This is a genomic window from Nonomuraea sp. NPDC051191 (assembly GCF_044455665.1).
GTDB lineage: Bacteria > Actinomycetota > Actinomycetes > Streptosporangiales > Streptosporangiaceae > Nonomuraea.
This window is the reverse complement of sequence record NZ_JBITEZ010000009.1, coordinates 395703-412328: the sequence shown is the minus strand read 5'-3', so window position 1 is coordinate 412328 and position 16626 is coordinate 395703. Positions and strand designations below refer to the sequence as shown.

Annotated in this window: 17 protein-coding genes; 7 read left to right on the top strand and 10 right to left on the bottom strand. The window is 72.9% G+C overall.

Annotated elements, in window-relative coordinates; translation table 11 throughout:
* Window positions 1-21: 21 nt before the first annotated feature.
* A complete protein-coding gene (locus ACIA8R_RS27390; protein WP_397041101.1) occupies window positions 22-492 on the top strand; it encodes a TspO/MBR family protein in 471 nt (156 codons plus the stop codon).
* 70 nt (window positions 493-562) lie between these two features.
* Here ACIA8R_RS27390 and ACIA8R_RS27385 read toward each other — a convergent pair whose 3' ends face one another.
* Window positions 563-2152, bottom strand: coding sequence for an alkaline phosphatase family protein (locus tag ACIA8R_RS27385; RefSeq protein WP_397041100.1), 1590 nt, complete (start codon window positions 2150-2152; stop codon window positions 563-565).
* 113 nt (window positions 2153-2265) lie between these two features.
* On the opposite strand from ACIA8R_RS27385, the gene ACIA8R_RS27380 reads away from it, so the two are divergent.
* Window positions 2266-2709 carry an NUDIX domain-containing protein gene (locus ACIA8R_RS27380; protein ID WP_364092311.1) on the top strand — a complete coding sequence of 148 codons (444 nt, stop codon included), beginning with the start codon at window positions 2266-2268 and terminating at the stop codon, window positions 2707-2709.
* A gap of 10 nt (window positions 2710-2719) precedes the next feature.
* Here ACIA8R_RS27380 and ACIA8R_RS27375 read toward each other — a convergent pair whose 3' ends face one another.
* Genes ACIA8R_RS27375 through ACIA8R_RS27365 form a run of 3 tightly spaced genes read right to left on the bottom strand, consistent with a single transcriptional unit; the run spans window position 2720 to window position 4893 of the window.
* On the bottom strand, window positions 2720-3460 hold the full coding sequence (locus ACIA8R_RS27375) for an MBL fold metallo-hydrolase (RefSeq protein ID WP_364092309.1): 741 nt from the start codon (window positions 3458-3460) through the stop codon (window positions 2720-2722).
* 11 nt (window positions 3461-3471) lie between these two features.
* Window positions 3472-4251 carry a hypothetical protein gene (locus ACIA8R_RS27370; RefSeq protein WP_357705172.1) on the bottom strand — a complete coding sequence of 260 codons (780 nt, stop codon included), beginning with the start codon at window positions 4249-4251 and terminating at the stop codon, window positions 3472-3474.
* 15 nt (window positions 4252-4266) lie between these two features.
* Entirely contained in the window at window positions 4267-4893 is a 627-nt protein-coding gene (locus ACIA8R_RS27365; protein WP_364092305.1) for a helix-turn-helix domain-containing protein, read from the bottom strand.
* 82 nt (window positions 4894-4975) lie between these two features.
* Here ACIA8R_RS27365 and ACIA8R_RS27360 point away from each other — a divergent pair, with 82 nt between their 5' ends.
* Window positions 4976-6721, top strand: a complete 1746-nt coding sequence (locus ACIA8R_RS27360) for an NmrA family NAD(P)-binding protein (protein ID WP_397041098.1) — start codon at window positions 4976-4978, stop codon at window positions 6719-6721.
* A 16-nt stretch (window positions 6722-6737) separates the two neighbouring features.
* Here ACIA8R_RS27360 and ACIA8R_RS27355 read toward each other — a convergent pair whose 3' ends face one another.
* The 5 genes from ACIA8R_RS27355 to ACIA8R_RS27335 all read right to left on the bottom strand — a co-directional run bounded on the left by ACIA8R_RS27355 (window position 6738) and on the right by ACIA8R_RS27335 (window position 12038).
* Window positions 6738-7889 (bottom strand): pyridoxal phosphate-dependent aminotransferase, encoded by a 1152-nt coding sequence (locus ACIA8R_RS27355; protein WP_397041096.1) that lies wholly within the window; start codon window positions 7887-7889, stop codon window positions 6738-6740.
* A gap of 213 nt (window positions 7890-8102) precedes the next feature.
* On the bottom strand, window positions 8103-8921 hold the full coding sequence (locus ACIA8R_RS27350; RefSeq protein ID WP_357705163.1) for a citrate/2-methylcitrate synthase: 819 nt from the start codon (window positions 8919-8921) through the stop codon (window positions 8103-8105).
* Window positions 8918-9703: a CoA-transferase subunit beta gene (locus ACIA8R_RS27345; protein ID WP_397041095.1), complete on the bottom strand. Its 786-nt coding sequence runs from the start codon at window positions 9701-9703 to the stop codon at window positions 8918-8920. The genes ACIA8R_RS27350 and ACIA8R_RS27345 overlap by 4 nt, the downstream gene beginning before the upstream one ends.
* On the bottom strand, window positions 9700-10596 hold the full coding sequence (locus ACIA8R_RS27340) for a CoA transferase subunit A (RefSeq protein WP_397041094.1): 897 nt from the start codon (window positions 10594-10596) through the stop codon (window positions 9700-9702). The genes ACIA8R_RS27345 and ACIA8R_RS27340 overlap by 4 nt, the downstream gene beginning before the upstream one ends.
* Window positions 10581-12038, bottom strand: coding sequence for an aldehyde dehydrogenase family protein (locus tag ACIA8R_RS27335; protein ID WP_397041092.1), 1458 nt, complete (start codon window positions 12036-12038; stop codon window positions 10581-10583). The genes ACIA8R_RS27340 and ACIA8R_RS27335 overlap by 16 nt, the downstream gene beginning before the upstream one ends.
* A 230-nt stretch (window positions 12039-12268) precedes the next feature.
* Between ACIA8R_RS27335 and ACIA8R_RS27330 the strand changes: the two genes are divergently transcribed.
* From ACIA8R_RS27330 to ACIA8R_RS27315, 4 genes are read left to right on the top strand one after another with little or no spacing between them, the layout of a single operon-like run.
* Complete coding sequence (locus ACIA8R_RS27330; RefSeq protein ID WP_397041091.1) at window positions 12269-13354, top strand: extracellular solute-binding protein; 1086 nt, start codon at window positions 12269-12271, stop codon at window positions 13352-13354.
* Window positions 13351-14250 (top strand): ABC transporter permease, encoded by a 900-nt coding sequence (locus ACIA8R_RS27325; protein WP_397041089.1) that lies wholly within the window; start codon window positions 13351-13353, stop codon window positions 14248-14250. Before ACIA8R_RS27330 ends, ACIA8R_RS27325 begins: the two co-directional genes overlap by 4 nt.
* Entirely contained in the window at window positions 14247-15071 is an 825-nt protein-coding gene (locus tag ACIA8R_RS27320; RefSeq protein WP_357705151.1) for an ABC transporter permease subunit, read from the top strand. The genes ACIA8R_RS27325 and ACIA8R_RS27320 overlap by 4 nt, the downstream gene beginning before the upstream one ends.
* A complete protein-coding gene (locus ACIA8R_RS27315) occupies window positions 15068-16087 on the top strand; it encodes an ABC transporter ATP-binding protein (protein ID WP_364092287.1) in 1020 nt (339 codons plus the stop codon). The genes ACIA8R_RS27320 and ACIA8R_RS27315 overlap by 4 nt, the downstream gene beginning before the upstream one ends.
* A gap of 82 nt (window positions 16088-16169) precedes the next feature.
* Here the strand turns inward: ACIA8R_RS27315 and ACIA8R_RS27310 are convergent, their stop codons facing one another.
* Entirely contained in the window at window positions 16170-16622 is a 453-nt protein-coding gene (locus ACIA8R_RS27310) for a hypothetical protein (protein WP_364092285.1), read from the bottom strand.
* Window positions 16623-16626 lie beyond the last annotated feature (4 nt).

The following is a 16626-nucleotide window of genomic DNA, read 5'->3' as shown; positions in this document are numbered from 1 at the left end:
CTGGCGGGTAGGGGCAGGCCCATGCAGATGCGCCCGTTCGCCCGTAACCTCCTCGCCACCACGGCCGCGGTCACCGTCACGGCCACGCTCGGCAGCCTGGCCACCTCCTCCGGCTCGGCCTGGTACCGCCGGCTGCGCAAGCCGCGCTGGCAGCCGCCCACGCGGGCGTTCGGCCTGGTCTGGACCCCGATCTACGGCCTGATCGCCTACGCCGGCGCCCGCGCGCTGACCTCGGGCGACGACCGGGCGGGCCTGACCCGCGCGCTGGGCGCCAACCTCGCGCTCAACGCCGCCTGGACGCCGCTGTTCTTCGGCGCCCGCTCCCCCCGCCTGGCCCTGGCCGACATCGTGGCGCTCGACGCGGCCAACCTGGTGCTCCTGCGCCGCTTCCTGCGCGCCGACCGCCGCGCCGGGCTGGCCATGCTGCCCTACGTCGGCTGGACGGCCTTCGCCACCGCGCTCAACGCCTCCATCGCCGCCCGCAACCCCTGACCGGGAGCCCCGTCCCAGGACGAGACTCCCGGCCGCACCCGGCCCCACCCGGCAGCACCCGGCAGCACGGTCAGGAGACGCGCAGGTCGTCCACCGCCCAGTACCAGTTGTTGGTCGCGTCGAAGTAGTGGAACTTGACTCTCATCGACGTGGCCCCGGCCGGCACGGTCACCCTGAGCGACTCGTTCCTGGCGATCGCGTCGGCCGTGTAGTTCTTCACCAGCGTGACCGCGCCGCCGTCGAACGAGACGAGCACCTGCGCCTTCTGCGCGCCGTCCACCCGGTAGTGGGTGGCGTAGGCGAGCGTGACGGACGCGCGGCCGGTCACGGTGTAGGCGGGCGAGACGAGCGTCGAGTCGAACGTCCCGGTCCCGTGGGACTTGTCGTCCCATTCGTCGGAGTCGGCCACCGCGAAGATGCCCCTGGACCGGACGTTCAGCTCCCGCTGCTGGTCACGGGCCGCCCGCGACCAGAACTCGTCCGTGGTGAACGCCCAGCCGCGCCACTCCTGGACGCCCCCGGACGGCATCCTGGACGCGTCCGCCGACCAGCCCGAGGGCGGCGTGTGCGAGTAGCCGAGCACGCCGGCCGGGATGCCGGTCTCGTCGGTCCTGCCGGACAGCGTCACGCCCTCGAACCGGTCGCCGGTCCTGGTGTCGACGCGCCTGCCGTCGATCCCGCCCGGCACGGCCAGCCGCAGCCCGGTGAAGACCGCGGCCGTCACGTCCACCAGGCGCGTGTCGGCCGGCCGCGCCCCGGCGGCGATGCCGGGCCCGGAGGCCAGGACGAACGTGCGGCGCTCCTCGATCGAGGACCCGCCGTGCCCGCCCGCGTCGGTGTGACCGTGGTCGGTGGCCACGACCACGGTCCAGCGCTCGCTCGCGTACGACGGCCTGGCCCTGACCGCGGCCAGCAGCCGGCCGATCCGGGCGTCGGCGTCGTGGATCGCGGTCAGGTAGGCGGCCGAGCCGGCGCCGCTGCCGTGCCCGGCGATGTCGATCGCGCCCAGGTAGACGAAGGAGGCGTCCGGATTCCTGGTGCGCAGGACGGTCTCGCTGACCTGGGTGACGCGCTCGTCCTCGGCCGGGTAGCCGTCGGCGTCGCCGTCCAGGGCCACTCTGGCGTCGATCCGGGGGCCGAACGTGCCCTGGTCGGCGAGCGGCTTCCAGTCGAGCGCGGCGTAGGTGGAGTAGGCGGCGTTCGTGTTCTCCAGCCTGGTCAGGAAGTCGGGGTACTGGTCGTAGTGCTTGCCGGCGAAGGTGTTGTCCTTCACGCCGTGCAGGTCGGGCCAGACGCCGGTGGCGATCGTGGACCAGCCGGGGCCGCTGGAGGTGGCGGCCATCGGGCTGGTGTAGAGCAGGCTGGTGCCGAACGTGCCGCCGCTGATCAGGGCGTCGAGGTTCGGGGCGTCGGCGGGGGCGATGCGGTCGTGGCGTAACCCGTCCAGGCCGATGACCAGGACCTTGTCGGCGCTGATGCCGTTCGGGACGTCGGGGACGGGCACGGGCGCGGCCAGGGTGGTCACGCCGTTGAGGACCTTGCCCTCTGGGGCTGGCGCGGGATCGGCCACGGGATCGGCCACGGGATCGGCCAGGGCGGCGGGCGCGGGGACCGACACGGCCGCGGCCACGAGAGCGGGCAGGATGCGCCATCGTTGCATGGACGTACTCCTCGCTGAGTGCTGGGATGATCCGGCTGAAGGATCTCCAGCGTCAGGCGGGTGCGTGAATAGCGTCTTTCCGATGGTCGCCATAGAGGAAAAAGGGGGCCCAAATGGGCAGTAGCCAACGTCCTGCCGCCCGCGTCGTCTGCCTCGACCGCGACGGACGCGTCCTGCTCATGCACTGGTACGACCCGATCAGCGGCAGGGACCTCTGGGAGCCGCCGGGCGGCGGCCTCGACCCGGGCGAGACGCCGCTGGAGGCCGCCAGGCGCGAACTGGCCGAGGAGACCGGGCTGCCCGGGTCGGCGGTGCGCGATCACTCGGTGGACGTCGAGCGCGACTTCACCTGGCTGGGCGTGCGCTACGTGAAGACCGAGCCGTTCTTCCTGGCCACGTTCGACGAGGCGCGCCCGCGGGTGACCCCCGCCGCGCTCACCGAGGAGGAGCTCGGCGTCTACCGCGGTCACACATGGGCCGAGGAGATGCCGTACGGCGTCGAGCCGCCGGAGCTCGCCGCCGTGGTGACCGCCCTGCGCACGCCCCCGCCACGCTGAGCCCGGTGCGTCACACCTCGATCGCGAGGCCCGCCGTGGCCACCGCGAGGTCGCCCGCGTAGGACCTGGCCGCCGCGTCGAGCGCCGGCTCGGGCCGGGTGCCCGGCCACAGGTGGGTGAGCAGCAGCCGGGCGGCCCCGGCCGCGGCGGCGGTGCGGCCCGCGTCGAGGGCGCTGGACAGGTAGGGCGCGTCCTCGTCGGGCACCCGCTCGGGGTAGGTGGCCTCGGCCACCAGCAGGTCGGCGTCGGCGGCCAGCGTGACGAGGTCCGCGGACGGCCCGGTGTCGCCCGTGTAGGCGATCGCCCGGCCGCCCGCGCTCAGGCGCAGCCCGGCGTTGGGCACGTGGTGCGGCAGCGAGAAGGCGTCGAGCCGGAACGGGCCGATCTCGCGCGGCGTGCCCGGCTCCAGGTCGTGCAGCTCGAAGCTGCCGGCCAGCATGCCGCGCCGGTCGAGCGCGAGCACGGCGTCGAGCGCGCCGGGCGGCGCGTGCACGGGCAGCGCGGCCGGCGGCGCGTCGCCCAGGGCGCGGGCGCGCAGCAGCGGGTTGAGGTCGGAGCAGTGGTCGGGATGGCCGTGGCTGACCAGGACGGCGTCGACCCGCTCGGCCGGCGTGCTTTCGAGCAGCCGCGGCAGCGTGGCGTAGCCGGGGTCGACGAGCACGCGGAACCCGTCGTGCTCGACGAGGTAGCCGCTGCACGCCTGGCCCGCCGCCGGCCAGGCCCCGCATCCGCCGAGCACCGTGATCCGCATGATCCCCGACTTTAGCGGGGCCGGTGGCCCAGCTCGGCCAGCGTGGTGGACATGAGACCGCGCAGCAGCGACCCGGCCAGGCCCTCGTGCACGGACTCGACCGGAAACCCCTGGGCGATGCGGGCATGGTACGCCTCGCGGTCGCGCTCACCGGTGTAGGGCAGCGCGGTCATCGCCACGACCACGGTCGCCCGGGTGCCGCCGCGCGGCAGGACGGCGACGGCGTGGGTGCGCAGGCAGGTCTCGTCGGGGGCGCCGTACCAGCCGCACTTGATCCCGGCGTCGGGCGAGCCGAGCGCCTCGCGGGCGCCGAACGTCTGCTCCCCCGCCACCTGCCGCATCCACTCCAGGACGGTGGCCGCCACCGGGTCGCCCGCCGCCGCGGCCTGCGCGAACACGGTGTAGGCGGCGGCGACCTCGTCGGCCGACACCTCGACCGAGCCGAAGCGCGACGGGTCGCCGCCCGGCTGGGCCCACCGCACGCCGGTGCGCCGGTAGAGGTCCTCCAGCAGGACGCGCGGGCCGATGGACAACCACAGGCTCAGCGTGTCGGCGTTGGAGGAGAGGACCACGGCGGGCTCGGCGTGGCGGCGCCAGCGCTCGGCGTCGTCGATGTGGTCGGCGGCCACCCAGGCGTAGAGGGGCTTGAGCAGCGAGGCGCAGCGCAGCCGGGCCGGGCCCGAGCGCACGCTCATCGTCCGGGCGGGCGGGCCGCCGTAGCCGCGTCTGATGCCCGCGGCCTGCGCTCCGGCGCTGTGGTCGAGGTCTTTCAGCAGGTCATTGAAGGCCACCGTCCCACCGTAGACCTACGGGGCGGTCCGCCAGCGCCCTTCGTACCACTCCGTGCTCGGCGGATCACCGGGCAGCGGGGTCGTGCCGGGGGCGCGCAGGCCGTCGAGCGTGACGGCCAGCAGGCGCTGCTTGACCCGCTGGTGCTCCTCGCTGGGCGGGCCGGGGGCCGGTCTGCTGAACTGCTCGATGAGCAGGGAGACGTCGAGCGTGGTGACGTCGGGTCTGAGCGCGCCGGCCTCGCGGGCCTTCGTGACGAGCTCGTCGGCCAGCTCGGTGGCCCGCCGGGAGGTGCGCCACATCTCGTCGGTGACCTCGATCGTGCCCGCCACCGGGGCCAGCGCGCCGGAGCGGCCCTCCACGCAGGCCCGCACGTACGCCTCCAGCCCGGTCCACGGGTCGGGTTCGGCCAGGGCCGACTCCAGGGCGTCGACCACGCGTTCCATGGCGATCAGGCACAACCGCTGGAGCAGCTCCTCCTTCGTGCGGTAGCGGCGGTAGAGGCTGCCCATGCCCACGCCCGCCTGCTTGGCGATGGCCGACACCGGCGCGTCGAACCCCTGTGTCGTGAACACCTCGTGGGCCGCCTGGAGCAGGCGCAGATCGTTCCGCGCCGCCTCGGCCTGTCTGCCGCGTCCTGCCATGCCGTACAGGATATTGCGGAGCGGAGCGCTCCGATATACCGTACTTTGTCGGAGCGTAGCGCTCCGACTAGGGAGGATTGTCATGCGTGCGGTGGTGCTGCGGCGGTTCGGTGGTCCCGGGTCGCTGGTCGTGGAGGAGGTGCCCGATCCCGTCGCGGGGCCGGGGCAGGTGCTGGTCGAGGTGGCGGTCGCGGGCATCACGTTCGTGGAGACGCAGGTGCGCGCCGATCGGGGGCCGCGACGGGCCGAGCTGCCCGCGATCCTGGGGAACGGGGTGGCGGGCACCGTCCTGGCGGTGGGCGAAGGCGTGGACGCGGCGCTGGTGGGAACGCGGGTGGTCACCACGCTCGGCGGCCGGGGCGGCTACGCCGAGCTGGCGGTGGCCGCCGCCGACGACCTGATCCCGCTGCCCCCGGGCCTGTCGGCGCTGGACGCCGTGGCGCTGCTGGCCGACGGGCGCACCGCCGTGGGGCTGACCCGCGCCGCCGCGCCGCGGCCCGGCGAATGGGTACTGGTGGAGGCCGCCGGAGGCGGGGTGGGCAGCCTGCTGGTGCAGCTCGCCCGCGCCGCGGGGGCACGCGTGGTGGGCGCGGCGAGCAGCGCCGCCAAGCGCGACCTGGCCGCGCGCCTCGGGGCCGAGCTGACGGTCGACTACACCGTCCCGGGCTGGGCCGAGGAGGTACGCGCCGCGACCGGCGGCCTGGACGTCGTCTTCGACGGCGTGGGTGGCGAGGTCGGCGCCCAGGCGCAGGCACTGCTGAAGGACGGCGGGCGGCTCAGCGCGTACGGCATGGCCGGCGGCCCGATGACCACCCCCGACCCCCGCGTGACCGCAGTGGCCTGGCCCTCGGCCGACCCGCGTGAGCTGGCCCGCGAGGCACTGGAGCTGGCCGCCGCCGGCCGCCTTCGTCCCACGGTCGGCAACGTGCTGCCCCTGGAGTCGGCGGCCGAGGCGCACGCCGCCGTCGAGGCCCGCAAGGTCACCGGGAAGTCGCTGCTGCTGCCCGCCCGTGCCAGGACGATCCTGGTCACCGGCGCCACCGGCAACCAGGGCGGCGCGGTGGCCCGGACGCTCCTGGAACGCGGCTGGACGGTCCGCGCCCTGGTCAGGGACCCGGCCTCGCCCGCCGCCCGCGCCCTGTCCGCGCTCGGCGCCACCCTGGCGAAGGGCGACCTGGACGACCCCGCCTCCCTGCGGGCCGCCATGACGGGCGTGCACGGCGTGTTCAGCGTGCAGGCCCTCGCCCTGACCGAGGAGGAGCTGGCCCGCGAGGTGCGCCAGGGCGTCGCGGTCGCCAACCTGGCCGCCGGGCTGGGCCTGGCCCACCTGGTCTACAGCTCGGTCGGCGGCGCCGAGCGCGACACCGGCATCGAGCACTTCGCGAGCAAGTGGGCGATCGAGCGGCACCTCGCGGAGCTGGGCCTGCGGGCCACCGTCCTGCGGCCGGTGTTCTTCATGACGAACCTGCTGTACTACGCCGAGCCCGCCGGGGACGAGCGGGTCATCGCGCTGCCGTTCCGGCGCATGCAGCTCGTCGCGCCCGAGGACATCGGCCACTTCGCGGCGGAGGCGTTCGAGCATCCCGACGAGTACGCCGGCCGGGCGCTGGAGCTGGCGGGCGACGAACGCACCGGGCCGGAGCTCGCCGAGATCTACCAGCGCGTCACCGGCACCCCCACCCGGTTCGAGCAGACCCCGACCGGCGGGGAGCGCATGTACGAGTGGTTCCTGGAGAGCGGCTACCAGGCCGACGTCGCCGCCCTCCGCGCCCGCCACTCCGGCCTGCGCACGTTCGAGGGCTTCCTGCGCGACCGCCTGGCCCGCTGAGCCCCGGTCAGTCCCGTCAGCCGAGCGCCGACTCGAAACGGGCCCGCAGGTCCGACAGGCGCCCGACCGGCTCGGCGCTGTAGACGAGGCGGACGTACCGGGGGGCGACGCTCTCGCCCCAGGCCGTCATGGGGGTGGCCGCGACGCGCCCGCGTTCCAGCAGGCGGGCCGACAGGTCGGCGGCGGTCAGCCCCATGGCCTCGGCGTCCACCAGGACGGACCAGCCGCCGCCCGCCCGGACCACCGGCAGCCCGTCGAGCTGCGCGACCACGGTGTCGTGGCGGGCCTGGTACTCGGCCGCCGCCTCCGCCACCCCCGCGCCGGCCGGGTCGGTGAGCGCGGCGGCGGCGCCGTACTGGTGGTAGCCGCTGGCCACGGTGGTGTTGTAGATGGTCGCGACCATGATCCGGGACATGATGTCGGCCGGGCCGGCGACCCAGCCGATCCGCCAGCCGATCATCCGGTACTCCTTCGACATGGACCCGATGATGATCGTGCGCTCGGCCAGGCCGTCCACCTGGCACGGGTTGACGCGCGGGTGGCCGTCGAAGACGATGCGCTCCATGGCGGCGTCGTAGATCAGGTACGCGCCCGTACGCTCGCAGACCCGCGCGACCGCCTCCCAGTCCTCCCGGTCGAACACCACGCCCGACGGCATCGACGGGCTCATCAGCAGCAGTGCCGCCGCCGCGGGCACCCGGCCGAGCGCCTCGCGGTCCAGCCGCCAGCGGCCGCCCTCCACCCGCAGCGGCACCAGGTGCGGACGCGCGCCCGACAGCCGCACCCGCTGGAGCAGCCCGGCGTAGGTGGGGTCGGTGAGCACCACGGGCTCGCCCGGCTCGGTCGTGGCCAGCAGCACCGGCATCACCGCCGACGTGCCGCCCGAGGTGATGCACACCTGCCGCAACGGGTCGTAGTCGACCCCGGTACGCGCCCGCAGCTCGGCGGCGACCGCCTGGCACAACACCGGCAGGCCGGTGAACGGCAGCCAGCTGTTGCCCGTCCCCTCCTCCAGGGACCGCCTGGTCGCGGCCACCGCGACCGGCGGCGGCGGGACGTCGGTGTCCAGGTTCTCCAGGCGCAGGACGTCGGGGTCGGCCCCGGCGGCGGACGCCACCTTGTCGATGTCGAACGGCTGCACCTGCGCGAACCGGGAGTTGGGCCGCATGACTGCACCTCCACGCTTGTTCCGTATACGGAACACCACCTTGATCCTGGAGAACGCGGGTGTCAAGGGTCGGCGCGGAGGTGCCGGCGGCGGTCAGGCCAGTGATCCGGCCAGTGATCCGGCCAGTGATCCGGCCAGTGATCCGGCCAGTGATCCGGCCAGTGATCCGGCCAGTGATCCGGCCAGTGATCAGGCCGGTGGTCAGGCCCGGGGTCAGGCCAGGGCGCGGTCGGCCGGGCCGTCGTAGTGGTCCGGGCCCTGCATCGACAGGTCCAGCGGCTGGACCATGTCGGAGTTGGTGGAGGCCCGCCAGCCCTTCTCCCTGGTCATCTCCTCGATCGAGTGCGCGCACAACGACAACGACCTGCACACGATGAACATGGCCTTGAGCTGCAACGGCTCGTACCCCATGTCGAGGCCGACGCAGCCCATCGAGCCTGGGCCGTTGATCCAGATCCGGCGGCCGAAGACGTCCTCGGTGGCGTCCTCCATCGCGCGGGCGATGCGGACGTACCGGCCGGTGACGCCCAGTTCGTCCGACAGCTCCAGCAGGCGGGCGGTACGCGGGTCGCGGATGTGCTGGGCGTGGTGGAACCCGGGCATGCGCTCGCGGCGTTCGCGCATCTCGGCCACGACCTTGGCGGCGGCCTCCTGGTCGCTCAGCCCGTCGCGCTCGGCCCGCTGCCCGACCGCGAGGAACAGCTCGGCGGGCCGGTCGGCGGTGCCGTGCAGGCGGCCGATGCCGGCGACGCCCGCCGCGACGGCCGCGTTCAGCTCGGCGCCGCCGGAGGTGGCGAAGCGCACGGTGGCCGAGGACGGCGACATGGCGTGCTCGGCCATGTTCACCAGGATCGCCTCGGTCATCCGGCCCACCTCGGGGGTCGGCAGCTCGCCGCGCAGCACCAGGTGGAAGTGCTCGGCGAAGGAGATGTTGCCGGTCAGCTCGTTCACGTCGTACCCGCGCACGACGATCCGGTCCTTGTTCTTCCAGGCGATCGCCGTCTCCCAGGCGAACGGCTTCTTGTCGGTCAACGGGCTTTCCTTTCAGGGAAGTACACGCACGCCGGGTCGATCTCCTCGCGCAGCAGGCGGAGGTCCTCGGGGGCCGGCGGCACCACAATTTCCAACGAATCCCGAAATTTCGGGGTAAAGCCGGTGTTTTCTAGTACGTCCGCAACACTCGCCCCCGGCATGAGGGCCGTCACGGTCAGCGCCGAGTCCTCGGCCTCCATCACGCACAGGTCGGTGACGACCTTGACGCGCAACGGCCCGAGCCCGGCCTTGGCCCGCTCCCCCGGCCCGCCCAGGAACCCCGGGCTGGTGACGTAGTCGCAGCGGGCGGGGAAGCGCCGCCTCTCGTGGTCGGTCAGGATCACCACCTGCCGGCAGTGGCTGGCGATGTCGTTGGCCCCGCCGCTGCCGGGCAGGCGCACCCGAGAGCCGTCCGGTCTCGGGACCCAGGTGGAGTTGATGTTGGCGTACTCGTCCACCTGGGCCCCGCCGAGGAAGCCCGTACGGACCAGCCCGCGCTGGACCAGCCCGCCCAGCGCCTCGAACAACGACCCGTGCCGCGCGGCGCCGTGCATCAGCCGCGGATCGACCACGGACACCGGCGTCGGCACGACCTTCGGGAACATCACCCCCGACTCGATGACGAGCTTGGCCTCCGGCGCGTGGGTGCGCTGGGCGAGCGTGGCGGCCAGCAGCGGCAGGCCGGTGCCGACGATCACCAGGTCGCCGTCGCGGATCTGCCGGGCGCCCTCGACGACCAGCAGTTCCCTCGGCAGGGCGGCCCACTCCCCGGACGCGCTCACACCAGCCTCCTCATCTGCTCGGTCAGCCCGTCCCGGAGCGTGCCCGCCGGGTCGCGGGCCTGGAGGTGATCGTCGAAAGACGCGCCCAGGTTGGCCCCGATCCACTCGCGCAGCTCGGCGTCCCCGGCCCGGCCCAGCGCCTGGTACTCCTTGATCTCCGGCTCGGCGAAGTCGTACTCGCGGTAGACGGAGGTCGGGAAGGCGCCGAAGGGCTGGTGGACGACCGCGGTCACGTACGCCTCCGGGATCGTGACCCGCTCGGGCCGGTCGGCGAACGCCCCGGCGGGCAGCACCTCCTCGGCCGACACGATCGTGGCGCGGGCCGCCCGGACCATGTCCACCTCATGGGAGGTAACCCCCTCGATCACGACATTTCCGGAGAGGTCGGCGCGGTTCGCGTGGATGATCGCCACGTCCGGCGTCATCGCCCGCAGCAGCACCACCGGCTGCCCCGTCCACGGATCGGCCGACTCCACCGCCATGCCCTCCGCCACCAGGTCGGCGAGCAGGTCGGTGCCGAGCAGGCTGCGCGTCGGCAGGAAGGGCACCCCGATGGCCCCCGCCGCGAAGCGGGTGGCCATCGCCAGGTGCGAATGATCGCCGACGCCGACCTCGCCGCGCTCGACGGCCCGGCGCCAGGCGAACAGCGTGCCGTAGCGCTCCAGGTTGCCGGTGCCCTGCTCGGTGCGGACCACCAGGCCCGCCGCGACCAGCATGTCGAGCGGCAGCGACAGGTTGCAGCCGACCACGGTCAGCCCGCCGATCCCCTGCCTGATCACCTCGTGCACCAGCGCCATCGGGCAGCGGTTGATGTTCTGGCCGCCCATCCCGACGACCGCCCCGGCGGGGACGTGCCGGGCGACGGCCTCGGCGGCCGTCAGTAACTTATGCACGCCGACCGCCACTCGGTGTAGAAGTCCCAGACCTGCGGCGAGCACTCGGGCGGGCCGAACTGCGACAACTTGGCGCCCATGTGGGGCAGGTGCGCGTACGCGCCGACGCCGGGCCGGTTGACGTGCAGCATGCCCGCCTCGAAGCGGTCCAGGGCCTCGAAGATGGTAGCCGGGTCCTGGGTGAAGATCGTGCCGCTCATGCCGTACCGGACCGAGTTGGAGATGCGCATGGCGTCGTCGAAGCCGTCGCAGTCCACCACGGACAACACCGGGCCGAAGATCTCCTCCTGGGCGATCTCGCTGTCCCAGGGCACGTCGCGCAGCACGGTCGGCTGCACGTAGCAGCCCTCGGGCACGCCCTCGGTGTGCCGCTCGCCGCCGATGGCGACCTTGGCGCCGGACTCCTGCGCGGCCTTGACCGCGTCCAGGCAGGCGCGCATGCGGGCCTCGTTCACGACCGGGCCGATCGTGGCCCCGTCCGACAGGCCGGGGCCCACCTTGAGCCCGGCCACCTCGGCGACCAGCCGCGACAGGAACTCCTCCTTGACGGAACGGTCGACGATCACCCTGGACGTGGCGCTGCACCGCTGTCCCGACTGCCCGAACGCGCCGAACGCGGTGGCCTTGACCGCCTTGTCCAGGTCCGCGTCCGCGAGCACCAGGACCGCGTTCTTGCCGCCCAGTTCGAGCTGGGTGCGCAGCAGCCGGGGCGCTCCGGCCTGGTGGATGGCCAGGCCCACGGGCAGCGAGCCGGTGAAGCTGATCCCGGCCACGCGCGGGTGCGTCACCAGCGCCTCGCCCGCCGCGATGTCGCCCTGGACGAGGTTGAGCACCCCGGCGGGCACGCCCGCGTCCACGAACGCCTCCACCAGCAGCGCGGAGGTCAGCGGCGTGAACGGCGACGGCTTGAGCACCGCCGCGCACCCGGCCAGCAGCGCGGGCGCGACCTTCCACATGGGGATGGCGAGGGGGAAGTTCCACGGCGTCACCAGGCCGACCACGCCGATCGGCGCTCGGAAGGTGTAGGAGAACGTGCGCGGCTCCTCGGCGGGCAGCGTCTCGCCCTTCAGCCTGCGCCCCTCGCCCGCGGTGAAGTCGAGGATGGCCAGGGCCCGCCTGACCTCGCCGCGGGCCTCCTTGATGAGCTTGCCCTGCTCGCGGGTGATCGCCTGGGCGAAGTCCTCGGCCCGCTCCTCGATCAGGCGCTCGGCGGCGCGCAGGAACTCGGCGCGCTTGATCGGCCCGAGCCCCTTCCACTCCGGCATCGCCGCGGCGGCGGCCTCCACGGCCAGCTCGACGTCCGCGCCACCGGACTCGGCGAAGTCCCCGATGTGGTCGGAGAGGTCGCCGGGGTTGATGTTCGGCCGGGTCTGCCCGCTCTCGGGGGCACGCCATTCGCCGCCGATGTGGTTGAGCAGGTAGCGACTCGGGATCGTCGCCATCGGGTTCCTTTCCGGTCAACTTCTAGTAGGGCAAAGCCTCATGGCCAGGGATGTTCCGGACAAGGGGGATTAGACCGATGCCCCCGATAGGCAGCCGTTATATGAGTCTGCCTATAGCGGCGATAGGCAAATCACACGTTGGCCGGACCGTTCCGCTGCACTAGACATGCCGGGGAAAAGACCTGCTCACGGCACTTGTCGAATTTACCGGGAATTAACCGAGGGTCCATATGAAGCATCGCACATGGGCGGTAATTGCCGCCTCATCCCTTTTCGCCCTCACCGCGTGCGGCAGTTCGGCCGGCGCCGGTGAATACGACTGGTCCGCCGCCCCGGACACCGGCAAGATCGCCGCCCAGGGCAAGGACCTGCCGACCTACGGCCTGGCCCCCGACTGGGCCAACTACGGCGAGGTCGTCAAGACGTTCTGCGCCAAGTACCAGGGCGCCTGCGCCCACAAGGACACCGACATGTCCTCCTCGGAGGAGATCGTCAAGTTCGACGCCGAGAAGGACAACCCGATCGGCACGGCCAGCGACATCGGCCTGATGTGGGGGCCGGTGGCCGAGGCCAAGGGCGTGGTGCCGGCGTACCTGCCGCCGTCGGCGGGCAAGCTCAAGGACTGGCAGAAGGGCAAGGGCGGCTGGGTCGCCACGTTCGTGGGCGCGCCCGCGTTCGTCGTCAACACCGACAAGGTGAGCAACCCGCCCAAGAGCTGGCAGGACCTGCTCAAGCCCGAGTACAAGGGCCAGATCGCCATCAAGAACCCGGCCTCGTCGGGCACCGGCCAGGCCATGGTCGTCGCCGCCGCGGTCGCCAACGGCGGCTCGGTGGACGACCTGACCCCCGCCTACACCTACTTCAAGAAGCTCAAGGACGCCGGCAACCTCAGCGACGTCAAGATGAGCGAGGAGACCCTGGAGAAGGGCGAGGCCCCCATCCAGATCAACTACGACTTCAACGGCCTGGCCCAGAAGGCCGCCCTGAAGGCCAAGAACGTCAACGTGGACGTGGTCATCCCCTCCGACGGCTCGGTCTGGTCGCCGTCCGGAATGATGATCAACAAGTACAACACCGCCAAGGGCGACTTCCTCAAGGGCCTGCTCGACTACGTGCTCTCCGACGAGGCCCAGACGCTGTTCGCCAAGTTCGGCGCCCGGCCGATCCGCGCGCTCAACGGCGACCTCCGGCTCCCCGCCGACGCCAAGGCCAACTGGCTGCCCGAGGAGTCGTACGCGCCGGTCAAGGAGATCGAGATCACGAAGGTCAATCCGGAGCAGATCGTCGCCGACTGGGAGGCGAAGGTCCTCGCGTGACGTCCCACATCACGGAGTCCGTGGCGGCTCCACCGGCCGCCCGTCGCAGGGTCCCGGGCAAGCTGTTCACCGCCTGGGGCCCGGCCCTGCCGCTGTTGCTGTTCACCCTGGCCACCCTGGTCCTGCCGGCGCTGCGGCTGCTGCACGACACCTTCGCCCTGCCCGACGGGAGCTACGGCTTCGACCACATCGTCAAGGTGGCCGGGAACCCGGTGGACCGCCAGGCCATCGGCGGCTCGCTCGCGCTCGGCCTGACCCAGGCCACGCTGGCCACCGCGCTCGGCGCGCCCGCCGCCTGGCTCATCACCCGGATGCGCCTCGGCGGCCGGGCCTTCTGGCTGTCGCTGATGAACGTCGCCTCGAACTTCGCCGGCATCGGCCTGGCCTTCGGCTTCGTCGCGCTGATCGGCTCGACCGGCATGCTGACGCTCGTGCTCAAGGGCCTGTTCGGGATCGAGGACAACCCGTTCCCCTCGCTCGGCTCCTTCAACGGCATGAACGTCGTCTACCTGTACTTCAACATCCCGATGTTCGTGCTGCTCACCCTGCCCGCGCTGAGCGTGCTCAAGGACGACTGGCAGGAGGCCGCCGCGGTCTGCCACGCCACCAGGTGGCAGTTCTGGCGGTACGTCGGCCTGCCCGTGCTCTCCCCGTTCGTGATCGCGGGCTGGCTGCTCGTCTTCACCTGGACGATCGGCGTCTACGCCGTCGCGTACGCCATCGGCTCCTCCCCCAGCGCGACCAAGCTCATCACCCTGCAGATCGGCACCACGCTGGAGTCCTCGGTGTTCGGCCTCGGCCGCGCCGCCGTGCTGTCGGTGCTGCTGATGATCCTGGCCATCGGGGCGACCCTGCTCTACCGGCTTTCGCTCAGGCGCGCTGCGAGGTGGCTGTGAGACGCCGCGTCTTCCTCGGCCTGCTGGCCGTCTACTTCGGGCTGCCGCTGCTGGCCGCCCTGCTGTACTCCGTGGCCACCCGCTGGACCGACACGCCGCTGCCCGACGGCTACACCCTGGCCCACTGGACCGGCGTGTTCGCCAAGCCGGACGTCATGGCCGCGCTCGGCCGCTCGCTCGTGCTCTCGGCGGTCGTCGTGGTGATCGAGATCGTGCTCGTCGTGCCGGCCGCGTACTGGTCGGTCGTGCACAACCCGCGCATCGGGTCGATCGTCCAGACGATCTCGGTGATCCCGTTCGCCATCCCGTGGGTGGTCGTCGGCGCGGGCCTCCAGCTCGTCACCAAGTCGGTCGCGCCCGAGCTGTTCGGCACGTTCTGGCTGCTGGCCGCCGCGACCGCGGCGATCGCGTTCCCGTTCATGTACCGGGCGGTGGAGAGCTCGCTGCTCGCGGCGGGAGCCGTGCGGCTCAGCGAGGCAGCCGCCACGTGCGGCGCCGGGCCCGCCGCCACCCTGATCAGGGTGATCCTCCCGGCGATCCGCGGCGGCGTGGTCTCCGGCGCGCTGCTGGTCATCGCGACCGCCATGAACGAGTTCGCGCTCGCCAAGATCCTCACCGGCGTCAGCTACGAGACGCTGCCGCTCTGGTCGGCCAGGCAGTTCGTCTCCCGGACGCTCGGCGACCCCAACGCGCTGGCCGTCGTCACCATCTTCACCTTCGGCCTGCTGTTCGCGCTGTCCGCGCTGGTCGTCTGGCTCGGCCGCGGCCGGGTGAGCGCGTCCATGGCCACCGCTCCGGTCCAGAAGGGCACCACTCCATGAGCCACGTCGTACTCGACCGCATCACCAAGCGCTACGCCGGCCACACCGCGCTCAACGGCGTGAGCGTCAGCGTCGAGCAGGGTGAGATGCTGGCCCTGCTCGGGCCGTCCGGCTGCGGCAAGACCACGCTGCTGCGCTGCATCGCGGGCCTGACCGGGTTCGACGGCGGGCGGCTGACGATCGGCGGCGCCGACATGGCGGGCGTGCCGGTGCGCAAGCGGCCCATCGGCATGGTCTTCCAGTCGTACGCGCTGTTCCCCAACCTCACCGTACGCGGCAACGTCGCCTTCCCCCTGACCGTCAGGAAGCGGCCGAAGGAGGAGGTCAGGGCCCGCGTGGACGAGATGCTCGACCTCGTCGGCCTCGACCACCTCGGCGACCGCCTGCCGAACCAGCTCTCCGGCGGCCAGCAGCAGCGCGTCGCCCTGGCCCGCGCGCTGTCCCCCCGCCCCGAGGTGCTGCTGCTGGACGAGCCCCTGTCCGCCCTGGACGCCCAGGTACGCCACCGCCTGCGCGACGAGGTCCGCCGCATCCAGCACCAGGTCGGCATCACCACCGTCTTCGTCACCCACGACCAGGCCGAGGCGCTGGCGATCTCCGACCGGGTCGCGGTGATGAACGCCGGCGACATCGAGCAGTGCGGACCGCCCGCCGAGATCTACACCGCCCCCTCCACCCGTTTCGCCGCCGGTTTCGTCGGCAACCGCAACACCCTGGAACTCGACGCGGTGGACGGCCGGGTCACCGCGGGCGGCGCGTTCGACGTCGAGGCGCCCGCTCCCCGCGTCCTGTGCATGTTCCGCCCCGAGGACGTCGAGCTGGCCAAGGACGGCCCGGGGGCTCGGGCGGTCGTGGACGTGACGGTGTTCCTGGGCGCGACCACCCGCGTGTACGCCCAGGCGGGCCCTTCGGTGATCTTCGCCGACCTGCCCTCCAGGGCCGCCGCCGGCCTGTCCCCCGGCGACGAGGTGCGCCTGCGGGTCGCCGCCGACCACGTCCAGGTGTTCCCCGCCTGACCGCTCCCGACGACCAGGCGCTCCGGGCCGTCACCCGCTGTTCGGTCGTCGCCCGCGTTCGGTCGTCAGCCGCGTTCGGTCGTCAGCCGCCGAGGCCGAACCAGAGCACGGCGAACACGCCGCACGGCAGGGCGGCCAGGGTCAGCGCGATCAGCACCCGCCAGCGCGGCGCGAGCCCCGGCCCGGTCACGAACGCCGCGACGGCTCCCGCCCCGGCGAAGACGACCGCGGCGCCCACGGCGTGCGCGGCGGTGGACGGCCACGACGGCAGCAGCTTCCCGGTGGCCCAGAACGCCACCGCCGCCCCGGCGGCCACCAGGGCCGCCCGCCGCGCGGGCCGCACGTCCACGCGGTCCAGCACGTACGCGGCCCCGGCCAGCATGACCAGGCTGATCGCCAGGAGGACGCCGAGGGCCGGGGCCAGGCAGTCCCAGTCGGCGCAGCCGACGCCCGCCCACGTCAGCCGGGCGGTGGCCCACCACAACACCCCCAGCGCCCCGCACACCCCCGCAGCTCGCCCAATACGCCCCGTCATACAT

What these genes read in the sequence shown, in the direction of transcription:
- ACIA8R_RS27390 (WP_397041101.1), top strand. Translation starts at nt 22, where the DNA reads ATGCAGATGCGCCCGTTCGCCCGTAACCTCCTCGCCACCACGGCCGCG.
- ACIA8R_RS27375 (WP_364092309.1), bottom strand. Translation starts at nt 3,460, where the DNA reads ATGCGGATCACGGTGCTCGGCGGATGCGGGGCCTGGCCGGCGGCGGGC.
- ACIA8R_RS27315 (WP_364092287.1), top strand. Translation starts at nt 15,068, where the DNA reads ATGAGCCACGTCGTACTCGACCGCATCACCAAGCGCTACGCCGGCCAC.
- ACIA8R_RS27360 (WP_397041098.1), top strand. Translation starts at nt 4,976, where the DNA reads ATGCGTGCGGTGGTGCTGCGGCGGTTCGGTGGTCCCGGGTCGCTGGTC.
- ACIA8R_RS27335 (WP_397041092.1), bottom strand. Translation starts at nt 12,038, where the DNA reads ATGGCGACGATCCCGAGTCGCTACCTGCTCAACCACATCGGCGGCGAA.
- ACIA8R_RS27330 (WP_397041091.1), top strand. Translation starts at nt 12,269, where the DNA reads ATGAAGCATCGCACATGGGCGGTAATTGCCGCCTCATCCCTTTTCGCC.
- ACIA8R_RS27310 (WP_364092285.1), bottom strand. Translation starts at nt 16,622, where the DNA reads ATGACGGGGCGTATTGGGCGAGCTGCGGGGGTGTGCGGGGCGCTGGGG.
- ACIA8R_RS27380 (WP_364092311.1), top strand. Translation starts at nt 2,266, where the DNA reads ATGGGCAGTAGCCAACGTCCTGCCGCCCGCGTCGTCTGCCTCGACCGC.
- ACIA8R_RS27355 (WP_397041096.1), bottom strand. Translation starts at nt 7,889, where the DNA reads ATGCGGCCCAACTCCCGGTTCGCGCAGGTGCAGCCGTTCGACATCGAC.
- ACIA8R_RS27385 (WP_397041100.1), bottom strand. Translation starts at nt 2,152, where the DNA reads ATGCAACGATGGCGCATCCTGCCCGCTCTCGTGGCCGCGGCCGTGTCG.
- ACIA8R_RS27365 (WP_364092305.1), bottom strand. Translation starts at nt 4,893, where the DNA reads ATGGCAGGACGCGGCAGACAGGCCGAGGCGGCGCGGAACGATCTGCGC.